A 16,023-nucleotide genomic window follows, 5' to 3' on the forward strand; every position below is an offset into this window, starting at 1 on the left:
GAACGAAGCCGATTGTGGCTTCGTTCCTTTTTGTGTTACCAGTCGGTGACGTCTCGGCGTGGTTTCGCCGGAGTCGTCGTCCCGTGCCGTTTGGCGAGGAGCGCCTCAACGTCTTGTAATGACACGCCTTTGGCGGCGAGCAAGACGAGCAGGTGGTACAAGAGATCGGCCGACTCTTCGACCAAATCTTCATCGTTCAGCGCCGCGATGACGACCTCGAACGACTCTTCCCCAAACTTCTTGGCAATCTTGTCGACACCTTGGTCGAATAAATAAGATGTATACGACCCTTCTTTCGGTGACGCCTGTCGTTCTTGAATCAACTTCTCTAATTCGTGAATCATCCTTCCACCTCCGTGAAAAAGCAGCTTCGATTTCCCGTATGGCACGTCGGCCCATTGGCACGGACACGGACCAACAACGCGTCTTGATCGCAATCGACGTGGATGCTCTCGAGTTCGAGCGTATTTCCGCTCGACTCCCCTTTCATCCAGAGTCTCCCTTTCGAACGTGACCAGAACGTGACCGTGTTCGTCTCGAGCGTCTTCTGAATCGCCTCCTCGTTCATGTAGCCTAACATGAGGACGGCGTCGTCCTCTGTCGACACGATGATGGCTGGAATCAATCCGTTTTCGTCGTAACGAACCGCATCGGCAAGTTGTGCTCGCTGCATACGTGTTTCACCTCTTCCACTGTCGTTTTCCGGTCATGCAAAATCGAGGCGAGTAGCGCCGCATCGACCTTCTCGAGCGCGTCGACGACGTGATTCGCGTTCCCGGCACCGCCAGAGGCGATAATCGGGATATCGACGGCGTCCCGGAGCAAATCAAGGATTCGCAAATCGTAGCCGCTCTGCTTTCCGTCCTGATTCATCGACGTGACGAGCAGTTCACCCGCCCCAAGTGCGGCCACTTGCTTTGCCCAATCGACGGCCCGCAACTCGGTCCGGTTCTTCCCGCCATACGTATAGACAAAGTACTCGTCGTCTTCGAACTTGACGTCGATGGCGATGACGATACATTGTGACCCGAACCGTTCGGCCGCTCGTTTGATCAAATCGGGTGATTCGACGGCGAGCGTGTTGAGCGACACTTTATCGGCCCCAGCTTTTAAGAGCGAGGAAATATCCTCAAGCGACCGAATACCGCCGCCGACCGTGAGCGGGATGAACACTTTCCGGGCGACGGCACTGACGACGTCAAGCATCGTCTGCCGGCGTTCCGTACTCGCAGTGATATCGAGAAACACGAGCTCATCCGCACCGGAGGCGTCATAATACTTGGCAATCTCGACCGGGTCGCCGATGTCACGTAACGCGACAAACTCGATCCCTTTGACGACACGACCGTCTTTGACATCAAGACACGGAATGATGCGACGTTTAAGCATGGCGCGCCTCCCACTCGATCAAGTCATCAAGACTGACTTGTCCGGAGAGTAGTGCCTTCCCGACGACCGCCTCGTCGATGCCGGCCGCTTGAAGCGCCTCGACGTCAGCCTCGGTCGTCACGCCACCCGAGGCGATGATCGTGACTGAAACAGCATCACGGAGCGCCTTCATCCGCTCGAGGTTCGGTCCGTTCAATTTCCCGTCCGAACCGATATCCGTATAGAGAATCGTCTTGACCCCACGGTCGACGAGTTCTTTCGCGGCATCGATATCTTTTAAGTCGGTCGCTTGTTGCCATCCGTTGACGGCGACGATGCCATCATAGGCGTCGAGGGCGACGGCGACACGATCACCGTACTTCGCGAGCGCCCGGTCCAAGAAATCCGGGTCTGTGAACGCCTTTGTCCCAAGCAAGACACGGTCGACGCCGGTCGCCATGACCGCATCGAGCGCTTCCTCGGAACGGATGCCTCCGCCGGTCTGGACGAAGAAGCCGCACGATTTGGCGAATCGGACGACATCAAGATGTCTCGGTTCGCCGGCTTTCGCCCCTTCGAGATCAATCAAGTGAAGCATCGGAACGCGCCCTTGCCATTCCTTCAATTTTTCGTATGGGTCGCCATACTGTTCTTCTGTATTGAAATCGCCTTCCGTCAAGCGGACGATTTTTCCGTCAATCAAATCAATGGCCGGTAGTAATCTCACGTTCGACCGCCTCCTTCCATTCTGTCAATAAACGTAATCCGAACGCGCCGCTCTTCTCGGGATGAAACTGCATCCCCGTGACGAGTCCTTTTTGCACGATGGCTGGCACGGTTTCACCCATATAATCGGCAGACGCGACGACGTGGACTGGATCAGTCACGACGTGATACGAGTGGACGAAATAGACGTCCTCGTCGCGCAAAATCGAGTTCCATCCGACGTGTGGCAGACGTTTCGCCCGCATCCGCTCGACGCGCCCTTCAATCAAACCGAGTCCCTCCGTCGGCACGCCTTCCGTGCTCGACTCGAATAAGAGTTGCATGCCGAGACAGATGCCAAGGAACGGTTTTTCCTGTGCCGACCGTTTCAACAGCGGAATCAGACCCGTCTCGTTCAGCGATTGCATCGCCTGCGGGAACGCCCCGACACCAGGTAGCAAGATGGCGTCCGCCGCCTCGATTTCGACGGGATTGTTCGTGATGGTGACGTAACAGCCGATAGCTTGGAGTGCCCGTTCGACGTTGAACACGTTACCCATTCCATAATCGATGACCGCGATTTTCATCCTTCGATCAGTCCTTTCGTCGACGGGAGCCGATTCGACCCGTCTTGCCCAATCGCCTCGGCGAGGGCGCGACCGAACGCCTTGAACAACCCTTCAATCATGTGGTGCGAGTTCGACCCGTAGAGGACCTCTAGGTGCAGTGTCAACCGGGCGTTCATCGCCACGGCCCGGAAAAACTCTTCGGCGAGCTCGGTATCAAAGTCTCCGAGTTTCGGATTTTTGATATCGGCGCGGTAGACGAGGAACGGACGGCCCGATACGTCAACGACGGCACGCGCGAGCGTCTCGTCCATCGGCAAATAACTCGTGCCATAGCGGCGAATGCCGACTTTGTCGCCGAGCGCTTGATTGATTATCTGCCCAAGGGTGATCCCGACGTCTTCGACCGTATGGTGGGCGTCGACCCACGTATCCCCTTCGACATGGACCGTCAAATCGATTTGGCTGTGGAACGCGAACAGTGTCAGCATATGGTCAAAGAAGCCGACACCTGTCTTGATGTCACTTTGTCCTGTCCCATTCAAATCAAGCTTGAGCTCGATGTTCGTCTCTTTTGTCTCTCGTTTCGTCTCAGCTGTTCTCAAGTGAAGTCACCTCTTCTATCGTTTGTTGAAGCAAGCGGTACGCCTCGTCCGTGCCGGCACTGACACGAATCCCGTCTGCGAACGCGCGAACATGGACATCCTTTTCTAAGAAACGGGCGGCCCAAGCTTCGCTGTCCGGTGTTTTGACGTATAGGAAATTGGCACGGCTCGGTAAGACGTTTCCAATCGGTGCGAGCAACGTTTCAAGCTTTTGTCGCTGCGTTTGATGGAAGTTGATCGACTCCTCGATATATTCGGAGTCGTTCAACACGACCGTCGCCACGGCCGCACTCAGCCCGCTCACGTTGAATGGCGAACGGAACCGGTCAATCTTCTCGATTAAGCGCTCGTCGGCAATCATGAAACCGATGCGCAGATTCGCGAGTCCGAACGCTTTCGATAACGTACGGAGAATGATGACGTTCGCGTGGTCCGCGAGTCGGTCTTTGAATGAATCTTCCATCGTGAAATCGATATATGCCTCGTCCACGACGAGATATGGAACACGGCTGGCGACCGTTTCGAGTTCATCGAGTGACCACATCTTTCCCGTCGGATTGTTCGGGTTCGACACGAGCACAAGTTTCGGCCGTTCCGCCTCGATCGTCTCGAGCAATGATTGAATCGACAATCCGTCCGCATCCGGCTGCACAAAATTCCCGCGAGCGATATGCGTATAAATGCCGTACATCGAAAAATCGGGAATCGGGGCGGCGACGACGTCATCGGCGTCAAGGATTGCCTGACATAAAATGGCTAGCAGTTCGTCACTGCCGCTCCCGACCATGAGTTGTTGCGGATCCACACCAGCATATGTCGCATAACTTTGTTTCAGCGCTGCCAACTCATCGACCGGATAATGGCTCAAATCGAGCGGAAGCTCTCGGATTGCCGTCTTTAACCGCTCTGGGAACTCATATTGGCTCTCGTTTTGATTCAACGCATGTCCTTTGACCGCCTGCGGGACGTAGCGGGGAATCGTCTCATAGTTCTGTCTCATACGTCCTCCAATCGAACCGCCATCGCTCGGGCGTGGCCGTCAAGTTGTTCTTGTTGTGCGATGCGAATCGCAGCGCGTGTGACACGTTCATCGAGCTCCGTCATCTGAAGGAACGTCTGTCTCCGGTAAAAATCATCGACCGAGAGGCCGCTCGAGAAGCGGGCCGTCCCGCTCGTCGGCAAGACGTGGTTTGGTCCAGCGATGTAATCGCCAAACGCTTCCGCGGCTTCATGACCGAGGAAGAACGAACCACCGTGACGGATGGCTTGCATATAGGTTTCCGGGTCGGAGACGGCAAGTTGCACGTGCTCGGCTGCCATCTCGTTGGCGACTTCGATTGCACGTTCGCTCGACATGATGCGTACCCCGCCTCGTTTCAATGCCTCGACCGCAATGTCACGGCGTGGTAGCTCGGCCAGCTGGCGTGCCAATTCCTGTTCGATCCGTTCGGCCAACTCGACTGACGTGACGAGAGCGAGTGCCGTCGCTTCGACGTCATGTTCGGCTTGGGCGAGCAAGTCGGCGGCGACCCATTTCGGATTGGCCGTCTCATCGGCGATGATGAGTACTTCAGACGGCCCAGCGACCGAGTCGATGCCGACGATGTGAGAGACGAGCGACTTCGCGGTCGCGACATAGGCGTTACCAGGTCCGACAATCTTGTCGACCGGTTTGATCGTCTCGGTGCCAAACGCAAGCGCGGCCACGGCTTGTGCCCCGCCGACCAGATGACACTCATCTGCCCCTGCGATTTTTGCCGCAATCAATAGCGACAAGTCGATGCCATCTGGTTTTGGCGGCGTCACCATGACGATCCGTTTCACACCGGCCACTTTCGCCGGGATGATGTTCATCAAGACGCTCGAGGGATAGACGGCCGTCCCACCCGGTACGTACACGCCGACCGAGTCGAGCGGCATGAAGCGACGTCCGAGTCTGAACATGCCATCTTCATACGCGTCGTCTTGACGACGCTGACGCTCGTGGAACGTGCGAATGCGTTCGGCGGCGAGCATCAACGCCTCGGTCAACTCCCCGTAAGCTTCAGGTGGCGTGAAGGCTGTCAAGTCGACCGTTTCGATTACATCGACACCGTCAAATTTCTTTGTAAACTCTAGGAGCGCTTCATCTCCGTTCAACTCCACGGCCTCGAGAATTGGCTTAACTGCTTCCGCCCAGCTTTCACGCCGGCTCCGATTCGTTTCCGTGCTCATTTCGCTTCCTCCTTGCTTAAACGACGAATCCAGGCCTTCAATTCATCAGGATCGTTGGCGAGCGCCGTCTCACTCGTGATGAACTTGGCGTTCACCGTGAAAATCGTTTCGTATTCCTCGAGGTCGTTCGCACGAAGCGTCGCCCCCGTCTCGACGATATCGACGATGCAATCGGCGAGTCCCGTGAGCGGTGCGAGTTCGACCGAACCGTTCAACGCAATCACTTCAACGTTCTGTCGCTTCGAAGCGAAGTGAGAGATGGCGATATTCGGATACTTGCTCGCGACTTTCAATTTTTTCGTCCCATTTTTCCATTCTTTCGGTCCACAGACCGCCATCCGGCAACGGCCGAACGGCAAATCGACGACTTCGAGAACGCCAGGCGTCTTCTCTCGCAAGATGTCGCCTCCGACGACGCCGACATCAGCCGCGCCGTGCATGACATATTTATAGACGTCATCCCCTTTGACGAAGATGAACTCATGCCCGTCGACTTCGACAGTCAGTTCCCGGCCGCGTTTTTCGGGCCAGACGGTTAATCCGACTTGTTCGAAATAGTCTCGGGCCGCTTTTTCAATGCGTCCTTTCGCGATGGCCACTTTCATAAAATCACCTCACCTAACTGTTCTAAATCAAGCGACAATCCGAACGCCCGTCGCGATTGGCCGAAATGTCCGTATAGCGAATCATAGCGACCGCCCGAGAGGACGCGCCGTCCGTCGATGCTTCCTGTCACCGTCAGTCCTGAATAATAATCAAAATCGCCGGTCTGTCCAAAGTCGTACGATACGTTCAAACCGATGGCGCGTAAATGTTCGACCGCCCGCTCGACTTCATTGATCGCAGCCGTCAATCCTGGCTCGGCGACTTCTCGTAGTTCAGCGAGTGCCGAATCACCGATTAAGAACGGTAGCTTCGCGATTAACGGGTATTGATACATATCCGCGAGGTCACGGAGTGATTCCAAGTTACGGAGCGCCAAATATTGACGGAGCGTCCGCTCAGGGATGCCGGCCTCATCCGCCACGGCGGCGACCAAGGCAGCCGAACCGACTTGAATCCGAAGCCCGTCTTGCGGCAACACCCGCTCAGTCATACTGAGGAATGACGCGATCAACTCCATATCGGGAGCGTCCCCGTCAATCCATTCAAGCCCGAGCTGTTGACGCTCATGCGGCTGACCCGAATGTTTCGGGGTACGCCGATAGACGGCACCGGCATAGGCGACCCGCATCGGTTCATGACCATCGGCGAGCTTCCGAGCGATTTGCAACGTATAGTCCGGACGCATGACGAGCAACTCGCCGTCATTCCCGAACAGACGATAATAGGCCGACTCATCGAACAAGGCCAAGTCTTGATAGTGCGAATAATATTCCACGAGCGGCGGCTCAATGACACTGTAGCCATTTGACTCGGCTCGCTCTAAAAATGACAACATCCACTGCTTCGGACGCAGAACGTCTTCCCCTTGCAATTCGTGCCATCCTTCCGGGATGGATCCTTTTGTATTGAACCAGATCATCAATATCACCCTTTATCTTATTATCACTTTACCAAACTAAAGTAGTGTGTTAAATTTATCAAACCAAGCCGTTGCTGTCAACCGGCGAACTCGAAAGGAATGTCGACTGATGATTGACTTTACCCGTGATGGTCACCTTCACACTCCATTTTGTCCGCATGGTTCATCCGATTCGCTCGAAGCGTATGTAAAGCGCGCCTTGAACCAAGGAATCAAGACGCTCACGTTCACAGAGCATGCGCCGCTCCCGACCCGGTTTCAGGACCCGACGCCAGAACAAGATTCAGCGATGGCGCTCGATTTGCTCCCGCGTTATATAGAAGCTTTGCAGACGTTGAAGCGGTCGTATCCCGAACTTGATCTCCGCATCGGTTTGGAGATCGACTATTTGCCCGGATATGAGTCCGAGACGCTGGCGTTGCTCGAGCCATATGCCGACGTACTAGACGAAGCAATCTTGTCCCAACACTTTCTCCTCGTCGACGACGAGCTCCTGCCTATCGACTTCTCGGCCGACACGTTTGATGTGCTCGTCGAACGTGTCGGCTCGTTCGAGGCCGTGATGAAACAATACTACACGGCGCTCGCTACCAGCCTCGCATTCCCTTGGGAGCGCTTGAAAGTGGACCGCATCGGACATATCGACTTACCGATTAAATATCAACACAATTACACGTGGGACCGCTCGAACGTGCAGGACGAACAGACGCGCTTGCTACAAACGATCGCTACACGCGGTTTCGGTCTCGATTTGAATACGGCCGGTCTCCGCAAGCCCGATTGCGGCCAACCTTACGCCATTGACGTCGCGTCCGAGGCGGCCGCACTCGGCATCCCGTTCGTGCTCGGTTCAGACGCCCATATCGCCTTTGATGTCGGCGCCGGGTTCGAAATTATACAAAAAAAAGCCACGTTCCTATGAACGTGGCTTTTTCACAGCGATCTAGCTATCTAGATCCCCATTTCTGGTTGTCGATAACGATATGGCGTTCCATTTCTTCATCTATTGACAATAATACCATACTGAACTCGCATTGCAACCCGAAAATGAAAAAAGGATGACGTGGGTGTCATCCTTACAAAGTTAGACCGCCATCTCGGCGTATAGGTCTTTCAACTCTTCCGTCGCCGCCTCGTCCATTTGTAACGCAACGAGTTCAACAAACCGGAGCGCCGGATCCGCATCCCCTGACAAGGCGACGATCTCAGCTGCGGCACCATCGAGCGCTAACAAGATGCCCGAGACACCGAGCGTCGGATAGTAGCGAAGCAACGCCCGAACGTGCTTCAACTCCGAAACCTCATTTCCGTTGATCTTTAATGACTTAACGGCGAGCTCTTTATGCGTCCCGATGGCAAATTTATCTTCCCACACTTCTTCGAGTGTGATCAACGCTTCCACATCATAGGCACCATCTGTGAAACGAACTTGTTTTTCCATGTAACATTTCCCCTCTCGTTAATCTACTTTCATTATAAGAAAGAAACCCACGAAAAGATTGTGAAATATTGAACATTATGTGTAAACTTTGTCTCACCTGTGCTTAGCCATAAAAAAAGGTCCCTCCGAGGAGAGACGAATAATGGAAGAGTAAAACACCATTGGCAGTACATTAATAATATAACATCGAATGTAAACGTTTACAATGTGTTTTTGAAACTTTTTTCGAGTGGCATATGTACCACGTCAATCCCGCTTTCACGCATCAAATCGAGGCCGTCACCGTGCTCATAGCCGACCGCATAGACGACACGGGCTACGCGTGATGCGATCAAAGCGAGCGAACAGGCATGACATGGTGAGTGGGTCACATAGGCTGTCGCCCCGAAGGCGTTCGTCGAATCCGCGGCGAGCTTACCGATCGCGTTGATTTCGGCGTGGATTTCATGTTGCTTCGACCAATTATGGTGGTCGTATGGGTCCGAACATCTAATAAATGTCACACCCTCATGGATGAATGAAACCGGTGCCTCGAGCAAATCGACCGCATCTTCTGACACGTACTCGGCCCGTTTATAAAAACCGTCTTCCCGTTTTAAAAAGATCTCATTGCAGTTCGTATGCCCGGGTGGCGTCCCATTGAGCCCAATCGAGATCGGCTTCTCATCTTTGACGATGACGCAAGCGACACTTTTCGAGGCGCATTTCGAATGGCGTACCGCCATCATATCAGCGAACCGCAACCACGTCTCATCCCATAGCCGTTGTTTTTCCATTTTCTTATCCTCCTTAAAGAAAAGGAAAGTCTGAGAGCTCAGACTTTCCTCGTTCAATATCCAGTCTCTTTTGGCAACTCTTTGTTTTTTGAAGCAATCTCGATAACTTTTTCTTTCAACTCGTGCTCCATGCGATCGAGTTCACGTTCGGCCTCACGGCGCTTCTGACGTCCTTCTTGTTGAATGCGGAGCGTCTCGTCGAGCGTCGAGAGCAAGTTCTCGTGCGCCACTTTGAGCGATTCGACCGAAACGATGCCTTTCTCGTTCTCTGTGGCGATCTCGATCGATGAGTCTTTCAACATCTTCGAGTTCTGCTCGAGCAACGTGTTCGTCGTCTTCGTGACGTCTTGCTGCATGCGGAGCGCCGTCTTTTGTCGTGTCAAGCTGAGCGCGAGCACGACTTGGTTTTTCCAGAGTGGAATCGTATTGACGACCGCCGACTCGATTTTCTCGGCTAGAATCTGGTTGTTCTGTTGGATGACCCGGATTTGCGGTGCCATCTGCAGACTGATTGTCCGGCTCAGTTTCAAATCGTGCAATTTTTTCTCGAATCGGTCCGCGAGTTGAATCATGTCGTTCAACTGTTGAAGTTTGACCTGGTCTTTCGACATCTCCACTTCTTGACGGAGCGGGGCGATCTCATAGCTGCGCACGTGGTCAAGTTTCGTCTCACCGGCAGCGATATAAACGTTAAGCTCTTCAAAATAACGCTTGTTCTTATCGTACATCTGATCGAGCATCGTGATGTCCTTCATCAAACCGAACTTGGCCCGGTCTAGATTATGGATGACTTCTTCTAAATAGACGCTCATCTTTTCAAACTGGAGTTTGTAGTTCTCGGCTTTCTTCTTGGCCCGTCCGATGAGCGGCAAGTTGTCCATAAAACTCTTCTTCTCTGGCTGCAACATGTCCGGGTCCATCTTGCGTACGTTCTGCATCAAGTCAGACAATAGCTTTCCGGCGTCACCGCCATCCTTCATCCGGACCTCGGTCAAGATTTGGTCCGAGAATTGCGACAGTTCGCGTTGCACGTTTGATCCGAACAACATGACGGAATCTGTCTTTTTAATATCGATCGACTCGGCGATGCGCGTGATCCGTTCCCGGTGTTCCTGCGGGACATCTGGATTCACTTGAATCGCCGGCACCTCATGTTTCTCTGTCATAGATGACCAGTCCACGGACGGGTCCGAAATCGCATCGGTTTCCGTCTTCGTTTTCGTCTGTGAAGTGAGCTCTTCTTCTGGCCATGACTGCCAGTTCGTTTCATTCGATGAAGTCATGTTTTTTTCTCCCTTCTGGTTGATCGGCCAATACCTTTTCCATCATGATCAACTCTCGTTCAAAGTCGACCGCATCGTCTTCTAAGAGACGGCTGCGTTGCTGTTTGAACTTGTCGACGATGAGTCGCATATTGGTGATCAGCTGTTCACGTGTCTCTTCTTGAATGACGACGCGTTTTCCTTCTAGTTCTTTGAATTTCAATACGACCGACACGAGTGAATCCAAATAGAACGTGAACAAGTCACGCACATGTTTCACGTCTTGTGGATTTTCGAACAACTCAGCGAACAGTTCGTGAGCTTCTTTCGAAACGGCCTTCATCTCACGCCGCACCTCGATGTCCTTGATTTCCGGCAAGACGCGGTCAATCTGTTGTAGCTTTTCATAGCCTTGCTCAATCGTCCGCTGTAAAAATTGAAGCTCTAAGTCGTCGGTCGCCTCGAATTGACGCACCGGTGCCGCTTCTTCAAGCGGTTTCAAGATGCGCGAACCAACGAACGGCTCGTCTTCATCGAGCAGCAGTTTCTTCTTGGCCCGTTTGGCAACAGGAGCCGGCGCCCGCTTCCGGCGTTTATTGGTCGACCACACTTCGTTTAATACGAGCGCCCCGACGATGATAAACAGCCAAGAAAAATCAAAAACGTTTATGGCAAAATATAGGATCGCCCCGGTCAGGGCCCATTTCATCCATGTTTTCATCCGTTTCACCTCGTCTCAAGATACTTCTATTGTACCTTACGTGACCCTTCAAAAAAAGTTTCGTCATCTTTATAAGCTTAGCACAATGACGCCGCACGCTCTCTCGGTCGCAAGAACGAAAAGTCAGGGTCGCTCGAATGTAAAAAAACCTCCTGATTCAATGAATCAGGAGGAGTTCGTCACGTTACACCGTGACCCACGTTGTCACCATGACGACGGCGACCGTCACCGGAATGATGTAGCGAATAAGGAAGCGCCACACTGGATACAGCTTCACACCGACATCCGACGTTTGAATCTCTTCTTTAAGAATGCGTTGATCAACGACATACCCGACGAAAATCGATGTCAAGAGCGCACCGACCGGCATCAAGACATAGCTGACGATATAGTCCATCGAATCGAAGAACGTACGACCGTTCAAGAACTGCATCTCGCTCATCACTCCGAACGAGAGGGCCGAAGGGATACCGACCGCAAAAACGATCGCTGCTGACAAGAGTGTGACGTTCCGTTTCGACATCGTCTGTTTCTTTTCGTTCAGTCGGTCGGTCACACCGGCGACGACGACTTCAAGCATCGCAATCGATGACGTGATCGAGGCGAACGTGAACAGCAAGAAGAACAATACCATGAAGAAACCACCGAGCGGGACTTGATTGAAGACGGCCGGCAAGACGACGAAGAGAAGCGCCGGGCCTTCAGCCGGGTCGAGACCTGATGCGAACACGGCCGGGAAAATCGCGAGACCCGCCAACAGCGAGACGGCGATGTTCAATAGAACAATCATGTTCGCCGAGCGATTGAGCGTGCCTTTCGTTTTAATGTAGGACGCATACGTCAACATGGCCGCAACCCCGAGTGATAGCGAGAAGAACGCTTGACCGAGGGCGAACAAGACCGATTCCCCCGTCAAGGCAGAGAAGTCAGGCTGCAAGAAGAAGCGAACCCCTTCCATCGCCCCGTCGAGCGTCAATGAGCGGATGACGAGGACGATGAAACTGAAGAACAGGAGCGGCATCAAGATCTTGCTCATCCGCTCGATTCCAGCTTCGACGCCTTTTAGCACGATTAAGAGCGTGATCAATAAGAATAAGAATTGACCGAACACGGCGATGCCTGGTGACGAGACGACATCTCCGAAGACGGCACCAAATTCGTCAGGCGATCGGCCGTTCAATGTCCCGCTCAAGCCGAGACCGACATAGATTAAGACCCAACCACCGATGACACTGTAGAATGAGAGCAATAAGAAACATGCGATGACACCAAGGTAACCGACGATCGTCCAACGGCCGTGTCCTAATTTTTTGAATGCGAGCAGTGCCGTTTTTTGTGTCGAGCGTCCGACGATGAACTCACCGATCAATAACGGGAGACCGAGTAAGAGCGTAAACGCTAAAAACATGAGCAAAAAGGCGCCGCCTCCACTTGTGCCGGTGACATACGGAAATTTCCAGATCGCACCGAGACCAATCGCTGACCCTGCGGCCGCTAAGATGAATCCAATTTTTGAGGCGAACGAGTTTTGCGCCATTACCATCCCTACTTCCTGTTTTCATATCTATTTTCATAATAATAGTGAAATACTAACACTGTTCAGAAATGAGAACAACAAAAAACAGAGAAAAGTCTGAATTCTTTTCTCTGTCTGGTTTTTAGTGGGATGGCACTAGGAATGTCAGTTCCCTTGGCAAGACGTCGATGTGTAATCGGTCCGCCTCAAAATGTTCCCCATCGACGTCGATAATCTGTGATTCGCTCAAATGGACGGTCAGTTGAGACATCTGTAGATGGACCCACTCCGGCGACGAATGTTCGAGTCCGAGTTGTTGCGTAAGCAGTTGCCGAATCATTGGAAAGCCGATGGCCGAGCTGTGCACGACTTCGACGAGTCCGTCGGTGAACGATTGGGTCGGTAACTTTGTCGGTACCGTACCAAGATATGCCCCGTTTCCGACGTACAAAAAACTGATCGGCCCATCATGGACGACTTCTCCGTCCTGCTCGATGCGGACGTCGAACGGGTCGAGTTCACGAAACTGCCGGATTGTCGCTAAAAAATACCCGATGGATCCGAGTGATTCTTTTTGGAGCGGATCGATTTGTCGCGATGCGTCGGCGATCAGGCCGACCCCAATAAAATTGAGGCCATATCGATCATTGACCCGCATGACGTCGACGGGCTGGACATGACTCATCTTAAATAACCGGGCCGCCTCAATCGGTTCGACTGGTAAATCGAGCGCACGGGCAAAGTCGTTGCACGTACCACCGGGGACGAGGCCGACCGTCGGCCGCTCGTCCTTCGGAAGTGACATGAGGCCGTTCACGACCTCATGCAGGGTCCCGTCCCCACCGATGACGATTAAATGCTCGAACGACCCACTCGCCTCGGCAAAGCGGGCAGCATCTCCTTGTCCGAGCGTCTTTCGAATCAGAATCTCGTCATACAAGGATTCGACCGTCCCGACAACCTCACCGAGCATCGTTTCACTTGCACCGGATGTTGGATTCGAGATAATCATTGCTCTCATAGGAGACCTTCCTGCTCCAAGAAGTCTTGTGCGACGTCATAAGCACGCTCATTCCCATACGCGACGCGGCGGTTGAGTTCAGACATTTCTTCATCTGTAATTTTACCAGCCAATTGATTGAGCGCGTCCTCGATTTCAGGGTGCTCGTCTAATGTCTCTTGCTTGAGCAACGGTGCCCCTTGATATGGCGGGAAGAACTGTTGATCATCTTCAAGGACGAGCAAATCATTCTCGGCGATATCCGGGTCCGTCGCGTATGCATCGACAAGGTTGACGTCACCACGAGCGATGGCGCGGTAACGGAGTTTCTGTTCCATCGAGACGACCGACGGAAAGTCGAGACCGTAGGCTTGCTGAAGTCCAGGGTATCCGTCTTCCCGGTCCGTAAACTCGAGCGTGAAGCCGGCTTTAATGTCCGTTTGCACGTTTCGTAAATCAGAAATCGATGTGATGCCTTCCTCTTCGGCGTAGTCGCGTGGGATGGCGATGGCATATGTGTTGTTGAACTGCATCGGCTCAAGCAAGGCATAGCCGTCGTCTGCCAGCGCATCACGAGCCTGTTCATACACTTCGCGAGCGTCATTTGAGTTCGGTGTCTCTTTCACGAGACTGGCGAGTACCGTCCCTGTGAATTCTGGGTAAATATCGACATCACCAGATTGGAGCGCACCCCAGACGAATGTCGTCTCGCCAAAGTTTGGTCGGACAGAAACAGTCAAATCAGTCTCTTCCTCGATCAATAATTTATACATGTTCATTAAAATTTCAGGCTCTGGTCCAAGTTTTCCGGCGACGACGAGATCGGTCTGTTGCGTGCGACCGAGCGCGAGCGGTGCCGCGACGATTAACGCCAAGACGGTAGAGACAGCAATCAATTTTGTCTTATTCCGCGTAGCTGTCGCGCCTTCCATTTGTCGGAGCAGGAAATCGAACAAAAGAGCAAGGATGGCGGCCGGGATGGCGCCGAGTAAAATCAAGTAGTTGTCATTCCGGTTGATTCCTAGAAGAATCAACGTCCCGAGCCCACCTGCTCCAACGAGGGCAGCGAGCGTCGCCGTCCCGACGATGAGAACCATCGCCGTCCGAATCCCGGCCATAATGACTGGCAAGGCGAGCGGGAGCTCGACTTTCATCAAGCTCTGGTTCGGCTTCATGCCGCAAGCTCGTGCCGCTTCGATGAGCGATTTGTCGACCTCGTTCAGTCCGGTGAACGTGTTTCGTAAAATTGGGAGTAAGGCGTACAACACGAGGGCAATCGTCGCCGGCAAGGCGCCAATCCCAACAAGTGGAATCATCAGTCCGAGGAGCGCCAAAGAAGGAATCGTTTGAATGATGGCAGTGACACCGATGGCGGTCTCGGCCACTTTTTTACGGCGCGTCAACCAAATACCGAGCGGGACGGCAATCAAGACCGCGATCAATAAGGAGACGACGGAGAGCTGCAAGTGCTCGATGAGCGCCTCGACGAGTTCCCCTCGTCGGTTTTGGAATGTCTCAAGCATCAACCTCACCTCTTCCGCGTTGTGTAAAGTCGAGGACGAACGGGTCCGTGCTCGCTCTGATTTCGTCTGGTGTCCCGACGACGACCAATTCGCCGTCACGCATCAACGCGATACGGTCTCCGAGTTTCATCGCTTCCTGCATGTCGTGGGTCACAAACAAAATCGTTTTCCCAAGTTCATCGTTCAAGCGTTTAATATCGTCTTGGAGTTGGCCCCGGCTGATTGGGTCGAGTGCCGAGAACGGCTCATCCATCAAGATGACGTCAGGATCGGCGGCGAGCGCACGGAGCACCCCAACGCGTTGCTGTTGTCCACCGGATAGCTCGGTCGGCTTTTTAGCCCGCAAGACGGGATCTAATCCGGCGATTTCCATGAGTTCGGTCACGCGGTCTTTCGTCTTTTGCTTTGGCCACTTCAATAGTTCAGGAACGACAGAAATATTTTCTTCGACCGTTAAATGAGGGAATAAGGCAATTTGTTGAAGTACATAACCGATATTGCGGCGTAACTCATAAATATCGAATTGGTAAATCTCTTTCCCATCAATCAAAATTTTCCCGTCGGTATGATCGATCAGTCGATTCACCATTTTCATGGTTGTCGTCTTGCCACACCCTGATGGGCCGATCAAGACAAAAATCTCGCCTCTTCGTACTGTTAAATCCAAATCTTTGACGGCTAACGTCCCGTCTTCGTAACGCTTAGATACATTTTGGAATTCTATCAACTCTACCCCTCCTCGGCTCGTAACTTTTCATAAAGGTCAAATATTAGTTTGCCCGTTTCCAACGATTGTTAAAC

17 protein-coding genes and 1 pseudogene are annotated in these 16,023 nt (G+C 53.0%); 1 reads left to right on the forward strand and 17 read right to left on the reverse strand.

From position 1 onward, the window contains the following. Window positions 1-35 precede the first annotated feature (35 nt). The 9 genes and pseudogenes from hisIE to FED52_RS07865 form a co-directional block, all read right to left on the reverse strand. Window positions 36-673 (reverse strand): annotated as a pseudogene (hisIE, locus tag FED52_RS14060) (bifunctional phosphoribosyl-AMP cyclohydrolase/phosphoribosyl-ATP diphosphatase HisIE). Then, a complete protein-coding gene (gene hisF, locus FED52_RS07830) occupies window positions 622-1,389 on the reverse strand; it encodes an imidazole glycerol phosphate synthase subunit HisF (RefSeq protein WP_138859521.1) in 768 nt (255 codons plus the stop codon). The pseudogene hisIE and the gene hisF overlap by 52 nt, the downstream one beginning before the upstream one ends. Next, complete coding sequence (gene hisA, locus FED52_RS07835) at window positions 1,382-2,095, reverse strand: 1-(5-phosphoribosyl)-5-[(5-phosphoribosylamino)methylideneamino]imidazole-4-carboxamide isomerase (protein WP_138859522.1); 714 nt, start codon at window positions 2,093-2,095, stop codon at window positions 1,382-1,384. Before hisA ends, hisF begins: the two co-directional genes overlap by 8 nt. Continuing rightward, window positions 2,073-2,660 carry an imidazole glycerol phosphate synthase subunit HisH gene (hisH, locus tag FED52_RS07840; protein ID WP_138859523.1) on the reverse strand — a complete coding sequence of 196 codons (588 nt, stop codon included), beginning with the start codon at window positions 2,658-2,660 and terminating at the stop codon, window positions 2,073-2,075. Before hisH ends, hisA begins: the two co-directional genes overlap by 23 nt. Continuing rightward, window positions 2,657-3,244, reverse strand: a complete 588-nt coding sequence (hisB, locus tag FED52_RS07845) for an imidazoleglycerol-phosphate dehydratase HisB (protein WP_138859524.1) — start codon at window positions 3,242-3,244, stop codon at window positions 2,657-2,659. The genes hisH and hisB overlap by 4 nt, the downstream gene beginning before the upstream one ends. After that, window positions 3,231-4,244 carry a pyridoxal phosphate-dependent aminotransferase gene (locus FED52_RS07850; protein ID WP_138859525.1) on the reverse strand — a complete coding sequence of 338 codons (1,014 nt, stop codon included), beginning with the start codon at window positions 4,242-4,244 and terminating at the stop codon, window positions 3,231-3,233. Before FED52_RS07850 ends, hisB begins: the two co-directional genes overlap by 14 nt. Continuing rightward, window positions 4,241-5,458 (reverse strand): histidinol dehydrogenase, encoded by a 1,218-nt coding sequence (hisD, locus tag FED52_RS07855; protein WP_138859526.1) that lies wholly within the window; start codon window positions 5,456-5,458, stop codon window positions 4,241-4,243. The genes FED52_RS07850 and hisD overlap by 4 nt, the downstream gene beginning before the upstream one ends. Continuing rightward, on the reverse strand, window positions 5,455-6,063 hold the full coding sequence (gene hisG / locus FED52_RS07860; RefSeq protein WP_138859527.1) for an ATP phosphoribosyltransferase: 609 nt from the start codon (window positions 6,061-6,063) through the stop codon (window positions 5,455-5,457). The genes hisD and hisG overlap by 4 nt, the downstream gene beginning before the upstream one ends. After that, window positions 6,060-6,983, reverse strand: a complete 924-nt coding sequence (locus tag FED52_RS07865) for an ATP phosphoribosyltransferase regulatory subunit (protein WP_138859528.1) — start codon at window positions 6,981-6,983, stop codon at window positions 6,060-6,062. The genes hisG and FED52_RS07865 overlap by 4 nt, the downstream gene beginning before the upstream one ends. A gap of 109 nt (window positions 6,984-7,092) precedes the next feature. Between FED52_RS07865 and hisJ the strand changes: the two genes are divergently transcribed. Further along, complete coding sequence (gene hisJ, locus FED52_RS07870; protein WP_138859529.1) at window positions 7,093-7,905, forward strand: histidinol-phosphatase HisJ; 813 nt, start codon at window positions 7,093-7,095, stop codon at window positions 7,903-7,905. A gap of 162 nt (window positions 7,906-8,067) precedes the next feature. Here the strand turns inward: hisJ and FED52_RS07875 are convergent, their stop codons facing one another. The 8 genes from FED52_RS07875 to FED52_RS07910 form a co-directional block, all read right to left on the reverse strand. Then, window positions 8,068-8,424 (reverse strand): hypothetical protein, encoded by a 357-nt coding sequence (locus FED52_RS07875; RefSeq protein ID WP_138859530.1) that lies wholly within the window; start codon window positions 8,422-8,424, stop codon window positions 8,068-8,070. Window positions 8,425-8,624: 200 nt separating this feature from the next. Next, window positions 8,625-9,200: a deoxycytidylate deaminase gene (locus tag FED52_RS07880; protein ID WP_138859531.1), complete on the reverse strand. Its 576-nt coding sequence runs from the start codon at window positions 9,198-9,200 to the stop codon at window positions 8,625-8,627. Between the two features lie 53 nt (window positions 9,201-9,253). After that, window positions 9,254-10,483 (reverse strand): toxic anion resistance protein, encoded by a 1,230-nt coding sequence (locus FED52_RS07885; protein ID WP_034777376.1) that lies wholly within the window; start codon window positions 10,481-10,483, stop codon window positions 9,254-9,256. After that, window positions 10,467-11,183: a 5-bromo-4-chloroindolyl phosphate hydrolysis family protein gene (locus FED52_RS07890; protein WP_138859532.1), complete on the reverse strand. Its 717-nt coding sequence runs from the start codon at window positions 11,181-11,183 to the stop codon at window positions 10,467-10,469. The genes FED52_RS07885 and FED52_RS07890 overlap by 17 nt, the downstream gene beginning before the upstream one ends. A gap of 184 nt (window positions 11,184-11,367) precedes the next feature. Continuing rightward, a complete protein-coding gene (locus FED52_RS07895; protein WP_138860312.1) occupies window positions 11,368-12,720 on the reverse strand; it encodes a sodium-dependent transporter in 1,353 nt (450 codons plus the stop codon). Window positions 12,721-12,841: 121 nt separating this feature from the next. Further along, a complete protein-coding gene (locus FED52_RS07900) occupies window positions 12,842-13,720 on the reverse strand; it encodes a diacylglycerol/lipid kinase family protein (RefSeq protein WP_138859533.1) in 879 nt (292 codons plus the stop codon). After that, window positions 13,717-15,222: an ABC transporter permease/substrate-binding protein gene (locus FED52_RS07905; RefSeq protein ID WP_034777372.1), complete on the reverse strand. Its 1,506-nt coding sequence runs from the start codon at window positions 15,220-15,222 to the stop codon at window positions 13,717-13,719. Before FED52_RS07905 ends, FED52_RS07900 begins: the two co-directional genes overlap by 4 nt. Then, the gene (locus tag FED52_RS07910; protein WP_034777371.1) at window positions 15,215-15,949 is read right to left on the reverse strand and encodes an ABC transporter ATP-binding protein; all 735 of its coding nucleotides are present in this window, start codon (window positions 15,947-15,949) and stop codon (window positions 15,215-15,217) included. Before FED52_RS07910 ends, FED52_RS07905 begins: the two co-directional genes overlap by 8 nt. Window positions 15,950-16,023 lie beyond the last annotated feature (74 nt).

This window comes from Exiguobacterium mexicanum (assembly GCF_005960665.1).
Classification (GTDB): Bacteria; Bacillota; Bacilli; order Exiguobacteriales; family Exiguobacteriaceae; genus Exiguobacterium; species Exiguobacterium mexicanum_A.